Annotated in this window: 9 protein-coding genes and 1 pseudogene; 6 read left to right on the forward strand and 4 right to left on the reverse strand. The window is 68.5% G+C overall.

The genetic code is table 11. The features are described from left to right. Positions 1–39: 39 nt before the first annotated feature. From LQ144_RS18915 to LQ144_RS18930, 4 genes are read right to left on the reverse strand one after another with little or no spacing between them, the layout of a single operon-like run. Complete coding sequence (locus tag LQ144_RS18915) at positions 40–1,080, reverse strand: CU044_5270 family protein (protein WP_230120310.1); 1,041 nt, start codon at positions 1,078–1,080, stop codon at positions 40–42. Further along, a complete protein-coding gene (locus LQ144_RS18920; RefSeq protein WP_230120311.1) occupies positions 1,046–1,642 on the reverse strand; it encodes an RNA polymerase sigma factor in 597 nt (198 codons plus the stop codon). Before LQ144_RS18920 ends, LQ144_RS18915 begins: the two co-directional genes overlap by 35 nt. Positions 1,643–1,700: 58 nt before the next feature. Continuing rightward, entirely contained in the window at positions 1,701–2,945 is a 1,245-nt protein-coding gene (locus LQ144_RS18925) for a HipA domain-containing protein (RefSeq protein ID WP_230120313.1), read from the reverse strand. Then, positions 2,942–3,238, reverse strand: coding sequence for a helix-turn-helix transcriptional regulator (locus LQ144_RS18930; RefSeq protein WP_230120315.1), 297 nt, complete (start codon positions 3,236–3,238; stop codon positions 2,942–2,944). The genes LQ144_RS18925 and LQ144_RS18930 overlap by 4 nt, the downstream gene beginning before the upstream one ends. Positions 3,239–3,455: 217 nt before the next feature. On the opposite strand from LQ144_RS18930, the gene LQ144_RS18935 reads away from it, so the two are divergent. From LQ144_RS18935 to aspA, 6 genes and pseudogenes are all read left to right on the forward strand, one after another. Beyond that, positions 3,456–4,199, forward strand: a complete 744-nt coding sequence (locus LQ144_RS18935) for a phosphatase PAP2 family protein (RefSeq protein WP_230120319.1) — start codon at positions 3,456–3,458, stop codon at positions 4,197–4,199. Between the two features lie 67 nt (positions 4,200–4,266). Further along, positions 4,267–4,938: a response regulator transcription factor gene (locus LQ144_RS18940; protein WP_230120320.1), complete on the forward strand. Its 672-nt coding sequence runs from the start codon at positions 4,267–4,269 to the stop codon at positions 4,936–4,938. Next, positions 4,935–5,906 (forward strand): HAMP domain-containing sensor histidine kinase, encoded by a 972-nt coding sequence (locus LQ144_RS18945; protein WP_230120321.1) that lies wholly within the window; start codon positions 4,935–4,937, stop codon positions 5,904–5,906. Before LQ144_RS18940 ends, LQ144_RS18945 begins: the two co-directional genes overlap by 4 nt. Positions 5,907–5,977: 71 nt before the next feature. Beyond that, positions 5,978–6,694: an FCD domain-containing protein gene (locus tag LQ144_RS18950; protein ID WP_230120323.1), complete on the forward strand. Its 717-nt coding sequence runs from the start codon at positions 5,978–5,980 to the stop codon at positions 6,692–6,694. Positions 6,695–6,727: 33 nt separating this feature from the next. Beyond that, positions 6,728–7,828 carry an asparaginase gene (locus tag LQ144_RS18955; protein WP_230120325.1) on the forward strand — a complete coding sequence of 367 codons (1,101 nt, stop codon included), beginning with the start codon at positions 6,728–6,730 and terminating at the stop codon, positions 7,826–7,828. Positions 7,829–7,837: 9 nt separating this feature from the next. After that, positions 7,838–8,033 (forward strand): annotated as a pseudogene (aspA, locus tag LQ144_RS18960) (aspartate ammonia-lyase); the annotation flags it as partial.

Below are 8,033 nucleotides of genomic sequence, written 5' to 3' on the forward strand. Positions count from 1 at the left end.
GCCCATTTTCCCGTCGTAGGAGTCTACGGCCGTAGGCGTTTAAGGTGCCGCGTTGACCACTGTGGTCCGAACGGACGTCCACGACGTGGCGGTCCCGGCAGGAAAGTCTGGGGTGGCCTTGAGCAGGACGTCCCGTTCTCCGATCATTAGACCGGTGGCCGGATCGATGATGATGTCTCGCCTGCTTCTGCCGTCCGGTCCTACAATGCCAATGGCGACGCCGGTTTTTCCGTCGAGGGTGGCTTGGCGGTCCACCATCGTGACGCCGGGGACGAGAGCCGCAGCCTTGTAGAGAGACGCCCGCAGGTCCGCAGGAATGATGCCCGTACGCAGGGTATCCGCAATGGTCACCAATGCCTCGGCTTCCGGTGAAACCCCTGCGCCCTTGGTGCGGGAGTAGATCAGGTCCAGGAGCGCTTTGGGATCGCGGGGAAGCTTGGCGGCTTCATCCAGCCGCATGCCGTTGATCACTGTCTGTTCTCCGCCGTAGAAAGCACCGCCCGGGGCGCGCAGGGTTTCGGCCCCGGCCCCCTTGGAGCCGGAAACTGATTCCTGCATCTTGGCCGCCGCCTTCTTGGCTGCGTCGCTGAAGAAAGTCCCCGGGACCCGGTCTTCCCGGGTCCACACCCATACGCCGGTGCGGTCCGCTGGGACGTAAACCTGGCCTCCTGTCCTTTCCAGCCAGGACAACTGGCTCCCGTCTGCAAACGCTTGGGTTGTGCCGTAAACGGCGTTGGTATCGATCTTCAGGTACTGCCCCGGTTTCACCACCGGGTCGGAGGTCTTGATCGTGGCCGTGGCAGCCCTGCTGAGGACTTCGGCGGCCTCGGCGGTGGCGCCTATGTGCGCCCCGGGAATGATGACGTCGGCGGCGACCATGGCCCCGACGAGCAGCGCGGCGGCCGCGGAGGCCAAGACCGCCCGGCGGACAATCCTCCGCGGCCTCACCCCGCTGGTGGTGGCCCGGGCATCCGGCGCTCCGATTTTGGCCATGAGGGTATTCCGGCCCCGGGCAAGTGTGGCCTGGGGTGCCGAGCCAACATCGCTACGCATTGCGCGGAGCAGCTGCAAATCGTCCATGATCGTTCTCCGTATCTTCAAGTCGTTCCAGGCCCAGCGTGTCCCGCAGTGTTTTGCGGGCGCGGTTCAGACGGGACCTCACGGTGCCCACCGGCACGTCCATCGCCTGGGAGATTCCTTCGTATGTCAGGTCGGCCCAGGCGTAGAGCAGCAGGGTTTCCCGGTCTATGGCTGCCATGGATTTCAGCGTGCCGGCGATCCGGGCCGTCGCTACGGTGGCGTCAACCTGCGCCGCGATCCGGTCCGAACTGTCATCCACTCCCTCCCGGGGAGCGGACCTGGCCAGGGTCTTCAGGGTGCGCGCCTCGGCCCGGTGGTGCCGCCGCAGCAGATTGGTGGCGATGCCGAACAGCCAGGGCCTGGCGTCGTCCCGCCCGTGGTCGAAGGTGTCCAGCCGCTCGAAGGCGACCAGGAAGGTCTCGGACGTGACGTCGTCGGCCGCGAAGTCCCCCGCCCGCCTGGCCGCGTACCGGTAGATGACTGAGGCGTGTCTGTCGTACAGCTCCCCAAACGCTGCGGGGCTGTCGCGGGACCGCCTGATGATGTCGCTGTCTGTACTCACACTCTGTATTGCCCGCTGCCCGGGAAAGGGTTCACGGAACATATCCTCCGGCGCCGGCTCACCCTTCCAGCAGCCTCCGCCGGTGCTTCAGCTCCTTCACCCACGCCCGGGTGACCATGTCCGGAAAAGGCGAGCCGCCGCCGGCGTGCGTTGTCGCGAACGCAGTGCCCGCCTCCAGGTCTGCGAGCAGCGGGCCCGCTGCTTTCAGCGCCAGGTCCACCACCTGGACCGACGCACGCTCCGTCAGCCCCAGGGCCGCGGCCCAGCTTAGGAAATGCTTCCGGGAGATGCCGCTGCGCTTGCCGGCGAGCGTCAGGGCGAGTGTCTTGTCGCCGTAGACGACGGTGGAGGGGATGTCGTACACCGGCGCGACGGACCACTCCCCTGACGGCTGCTGCACCATGGACACATTCTTGGCGTGCAGGTCGCCGTTGCCGCTCAGCCACGCAAACGCGACCTGGATAGCCAGGTTCCGCAGCGCCGGCAGCGGCGCCGCGCAGTATTCCGCCAAGGCATGGCAGACCGTCCCGAACCCCACGTTGTACTTGTCCGCCGGGTACAGCTTGAGCACCTGGGCACCGTCCTCGACGGCGAGGCGCTGCACCGCGTCCGATGCACCTGCCGCTCCGGGCCGTTCCGCCAGCGGCACCCGGTCGAATCGCTCCACAAGCAGGCCCGGGCGGCCTGCGACATCGCGCATCAGCTGCACGCGGCTCAACGGAATCCGCAGCTTGGCCGCGTAGCGGAACATGATGAACTCGTTCTCCACCACGTGCGGGAACTCGGGCGCATTGAGCTTGAGGATGAACCGCCGGCCGGCGCTGGCCACGGGCATCGAAATCATCCCGGCAGACAGTTTGTCCTGCACGCCCGCGAGCGCCACGGGATCGATCAGCCCGGAATCGCCGAGCAGCTCGTCGAAGTCCACCGGCTTCCGCGGGTCCACCTCGACGGCATGTTCCTCGGGGTCCAGAGTCTCCCCGTGCCCCACGATCTGCACGTCGCCCACCGGGTTCCCGCCCGCGGCGATGAGCAGCGACAGGTCATCGTCCGCGCTGGTCTTGATGGACCGGCGCAGCGCGTTGAGCCGGCGCCCCTCCGGCAGCAGCCCGGTGAAATAGGGCGGGGCGGCGCCTGCCGCGGACAGCACCGGCTCCGTGGAGAGCGGCAGGGAACTGGCGACGGCGGGACCGCCCGCCTGCAGGTACGCCGGCAGATAGGCGAACCTTGTGCCGCCCTCGTGCCGTTCCAGGCGCGCGGCCAGGATGCCCCGCTTGTAGATGTCCGCCACGCGGTGCCTCATGGCCGGGCGCTGCTTTCAGGTTCAGCTGCTCCAGAGGCGCCGTCCGACGCCGGCTGGCTCGCGAGGGCGCGTGCCGCCTCCCTCGACCGTGTGGCGAGCCGAAGCTCCAGGCCCAGTGTCTCCAGGACGGCCATCAGCGAGTCCAGCTGGACGCTCGGCTTGCCCTGCTCGACGAACCGGACAAACCGCTCGGAGACTCCCGCCATGTCCGCAAGGTCCTGCTGGCTGAGCCGCAGGACGGCCCTGCGCGCGCGGACTTCACCGGCAAGGTGATCGGGGAAGGATGTGGCCACAAATACCCTCTTAATAGGAACGAACGTGCCGAAATTTGCTCAGATTCAGTGTAAAACGCTTTTTGGGGCTCGGGCAACGGTATTTCGGCACGAACGTGCCGAAGGGGAATCCACACAGAATCGGACCCATTCTATTTCTTAGAGATTTCTTGGCAGCCCGCTCCCACACTTGAATCAGGCACAGCACCACGCATGCCGAAAACGAAAGGGACAGCCTGTGACCAGGACAGAGCCGGCAACAGACAGTACGCCGGACCGCACCCGCATGGCAACGCTGCCACAGCTCCGCCACTGGATCGTGCTGCCGCTGGTCTTTGCTGCCCTGATCGTGGCCGCAGGGCTGACACTCGGCTCCGTCCCCGCCCTTACCGCTGCCGACCTGTCCGTGGATGCCGAACTCAGCCACGGCCACTCGCCCCCGCTGACCGCGATCGCCCTGTTCTTCAACGTCGTGTTCAGCCCGGTCGGCGGCGTGCTGATGATCGCCGCGCTGTGCCTGTTCCTGCTCTTCGCCCGCCGGAGCCCGGTGAACGCGGTGGCCACCGGGCTGGTGGCGTCCGCCGCGTGGGTCAGCAGCGAACTGTTCAAGCTGGTTGTCGCCCGGCATCGGCCGGATTCCGCCGCCCTCTTCGATCCCCTGACGCCCGAGCCCGGCACCGACAGCTTCCCCAGCGGGCACACCGCCTTGGCCGCGGCCCTCGCGATCGCCGTGTTCCTCCTGGCCCGCGGCACCCGCTGGCAGTGGCCAGCCCTGGTCGGCGGAGCCCTCGTGGCCGTCGCGGTGGCCCTGTCCCGCATCTATCTGGGCGTCCACTACCCAACTGACGTGGCGGCGTCGTTCCTGTCGGCCCTGACCGGGGCGTCGTTTATCACGGGGCTGTGGAACACTTACGGGCTGGCGGTCCTGTCCCGCATACCCCTCCTGGCCCGGCTGGGCCCCGTTCCCGCAGCGAGCGCGTGAGCACCGCCTCCGCGCGGGCCGCCGCATCCTGTTGGCACAATCCCCCGTGTTGGCAGAATGGTGCGTAATGGACGCCAACCGAAAGAAGCGCGTGCTGCTGGTCGAGGATGACCGGCAGCTCGGCCCCCTCATCGCCGAGCTCATCGGTGACGATTTCAACGTGACCCTCGCACGGGACGGGCAGGAGGGCCTGCACCTCGGCCTGACGCAGGAGTGGGACGCCCTGGTGGTGGACCGCGGACTCCCGCTGCTCGACGGCGCCGCGCTCGTCTCAGCGCTGCGCGGCAAGGGCGTCAGCACTCCGGTGCTGATCCTCACCGCCCTGGGCACCGTGCAGGACAAGGTGGACGGGCTGGACGCCGGGGCCAATGACTACCTGGTCAAGCCGTTCGACGCCGCAGAGCTCGCCGCCCGCCTCCGCGCCCTGACCCGCACCTACGAGGCTCCGCTGCGGTCCCTGCCGCTCGGCGACTGGACGTACGACGCCGATGCCCGGCTCCTGCTCTCGCCTTACGGCGACCGCGTGTCCCTTTCCCCCAGGGAGGGGTCGCTGCTCGAAGTGCTGGCCACCGAACCGGAGCGGGTCTTCTCCCGCACCGAGCTCCTCGGCAAGGTGTTCACGGAAGGTGACCAGCCCGGCGCCGTCGACACTTACGTCCATTACCTCCGCCGGAAGGCAGGCCGGGACATCGTCCGCACGGTCCACGGCACGGGCTACCAGCTGGGAGAGCCGTCATGAACCCGTCCGATGCCGACCGGCTTATCCTGCGCACGGCTGCCCGCAAGGTCAGCACGCAGATCGCGCTCGTGTGCGCGGCGTGCGTCGCCGTCGTCATCCTGGCGCTCGTGCTGTTCGCGGTCTACCGGTCACAGCCGGCCGAGCTCGCCCAACACCCTGCCGGCGCCGGCAGGATCTACATCGACGAAGCCGACGGACTGCTGGCGCTGATCTTTGGCGGCGTCCTGGGCGTGGTGCTTGCGGCAGCCGCCGGACTGGTCAGCGCGAGGAGCGCCGTGAGGCCGCTCGGCGAAGCCCTTGCGGTGCAACGGCGCTTCGTCCAGGATGCAAGCCACGAACTGCGCACGCCGCTGGCCATCCTGGACGCACGGCTGCAGCTTGCCCAGCGCAAGGCCGGTCCGGACAGCCCCGCGGCGACCACGCTTGCCCGACTCCGCGAGGACAGCGCCGGTCTCGCCGAACTGGTGGACGACCTGCTGCTGTTGTCCGCGCCCGCCTCCATCGAGGCCACCGAGCCCGTGGACGCGGCCACGGTCGTTGCGGCAGTGACGGACGACCTCCAGCTCCTCGCCGGCGCCGCGGGCATTGAGCTGGCCTGCTCAGCAGCCGGCCCGGCAGGCGTGCGCATTCCGCCGCATTTGCTGCGGAGGATGGTCACCGCACTGGTGGAGAACGCCATTTCCCACACCCCCATTTCGGGCCGTATCAGCGTGGTCGTGACTGCCACCGGCCGCATGATCAGGATCAGCGTCCGGGACACCGGCCCGGGCATCACGGACATCGAACCGGACCGAGTGTTCGAACGGTTTGCGCGCGGGAGGCCGGCAGACCATGAGGCGGCGCGGCATAGCTACGGAATCGGGCTGGCACTGGTCAAGGACGCGGCCATGCGCCACGGCGGCGACGTGACCGTGAAGGAAACCGGCCCCAGCGGAACGGTGCTGAGCCTCGAGCTTCCGGCTTCGTAATCCAGACGGCCGGCGGCAACCGCCCAATTCACAGTTGACAGTCCGGTGTGACCCGTGCCATATTTTTAAGCGTGAACCTGTCAGACAGCCGGACAGCCGGACAGCAAAGCGGAGGAAACACCTCCCCCCTTGCCCGCCTCAGCGCCGCCGAGGCTGTCTTCAACGCCATCCGCGGCGACATCGAGGGCGGCAGGGTGGGCGTGGGCGCCAAGCTCAACTCCGAGGCGGCCCTGGCCCAGCAGTACGGCGTGAGCCGATCGGTGATCCGTGAGGCCCTCCGCTCCTGCACCGCCCTCGGCCTGACCATGACGCGCACAGGCCGGGGCACGTTTGTCGTGGCCGACCACGTAGCCAACGACCTCGTCCTCGGCCAGTTCTCCGCCCGCGACCTCACCGAGGCCCGGCCGCATATCGAAGTCCCCGCCGCGGGCCTCGCCGCCGAACGGAGGACAGCCGAAGACCTCGACATCCTCCGCGCCATGGTCACCTCCATGGCCGTGGAGACCGATCCCGAAGCCTGGGTGGCGCTCGATTCCGGCTACCACGCCGCCATCGCCCGAGCCAGCGGCAACAAGGTCTTCGAAAGCGTGGTGGCCGACATCCGCGATGCCCTGGCCCACCAGTCCGAAACCCTGAACCTGGTGACCGACCGCCAGCACGCCTCCAACGAAGAGCACCAGCGCATCCTCGACGCCATCGAAGCCGGCTCCGCCTCAGACGCCAGCGCCGCCATGAGCGAGCACCTCCGCGCCGTCGGCGAGGCCCTCGACTCCATCCTCAACCAGTAACCGCCAGCAACAATCCAACAGCCCAAGGACTCCATGCCCTCCCCTGCCATGCCGGCAAGCCCCCAGATTCCCGCGCCCGCCGCAGCTGCCCCCTGGGCAACCGCGCCCCATGCGTCTAAAAGGCTGCCTCGGCACGAACCGCTGGCCTTCCAGACCCGCGACGGACTTGTCGAAAGCATCCATTACGGCTCGCTCATCGCCACTGCGCCTGGCGGCAGGACCCTTCTTTCCGCCGGTGACCCGCTGGCGGCTTTCTACCCGCGGTCCTCGCTCAAGCCGCTGCAGGCAGTGGCCATGGTCCGCGCCGGGCTTGATCTCCCCGGCGATCTTCTGGCCCTTGCCGCCGCAAGCCACTCCGGCGGCGCCAGGCACCGCGACGGCACCAGCCGGATCCTGCAGCTCCACGGGCTCACGGCCGCCGCGCTGGAAAACACCACCGACCTCCCCTACGGCGTGGGCGAACGCGAGGAGTGGCTCCGCGAGGGCGGCCAGGCCACCCAGATCGCCCAGAACTGCTCGGGCAAGCACGCCGCCATGGCGGCCACGTGCGTCATCAACGGCTGGCCGGTGGAGGGTTACCTCGACCCCGGGCACCCGCTGCAGAAGATCGTGGCGGAAACCGTGACGGAGCTGACCGGCGAAGAACCGTCCGGGATCAGCACGGACGGCTGCGGCACGCCGCTGTTCGCCCTGACCCTCGCCGGCATGGCGCGCGCCTTCGGCCGTCTCGCGTCCGCAGAACTGCCGGACGGTGCGTCCGCCCCCGAGAGCCCGGAAGCCGCCGTCGCGCATGCCATGCGGCACTACCCGGAGATGGTGGCAGGCGAAGGCCGGGACGTCACCGAGCTCATGCGCCTCGTGCCGGGGCTCCTGGCCAAGGACGGTTTTGAGGGCGTCCAGCTCGTGGGGCTGCCGGACGGCCGCGGCATTGCAGTCAAGATTTCCGACGGCGGCGACCGCGCCCGCATGCCTGTCACCGTCCGCGCACTGGAAGCGCTCGACGTCGACACGTCACCGCTGGCGGGCATCGCGACCAGCGCAGTGCTGGGCGGCGGCCGGCCCGTGGGTCTGCTTCAGGCCGCCGATTTTCACTCCACAGCTCCCGCAATGTCCCCAGCCAACGACGCCTTCTAAGGATTGCAAGTGACCATCACCAATACCGCTCCGGACGTCCGTTCCGAGCATGATCTCCTGGGCGACCGGGACGTTCCGGCCGCCGCGTACTGGGGTGTGCACACGCTCCGGGCCGTGGAGAACTTCCCCATCACCGGCCAGCCGCTGTCCACGAACATGCACCTGGTCCGCGGCCTGGCCGCCGTGAAACTCGCCGCCGCCCGCA

Source organism: Arthrobacter sp. Bi83 (assembly GCF_918698095.1).
In the GTDB taxonomy this organism is placed as follows: Bacteria; Actinomycetota; Actinomycetes; order Actinomycetales; family Micrococcaceae; genus Arthrobacter.

What these genes read in the sequence shown, in the direction of transcription:
- LQ144_RS18915 (WP_230120310.1), bottom strand. Translation starts at nt 1,080, where the DNA reads ATGGACGATTTGCAGCTGCTCCGCGCAATGCGTAGCGATGTTGGCTCG.
- LQ144_RS18945 (WP_230120321.1), top strand. Translation starts at nt 4,935, where the DNA reads ATGAACCCGTCCGATGCCGACCGGCTTATCCTGCGCACGGCTGCCCGC.
- LQ144_RS18955 (WP_230120325.1), top strand. Translation starts at nt 6,728, where the DNA reads ATGCCCTCCCCTGCCATGCCGGCAAGCCCCCAGATTCCCGCGCCCGCC.
- LQ144_RS18925 (WP_230120313.1), bottom strand. Translation starts at nt 2,945, where the DNA reads ATGAGGCACCGCGTGGCGGACATCTACAAGCGGGGCATCCTGGCCGCG.
- LQ144_RS18940 (WP_230120320.1), top strand. Translation starts at nt 4,267, where the DNA reads ATGGACGCCAACCGAAAGAAGCGCGTGCTGCTGGTCGAGGATGACCGG.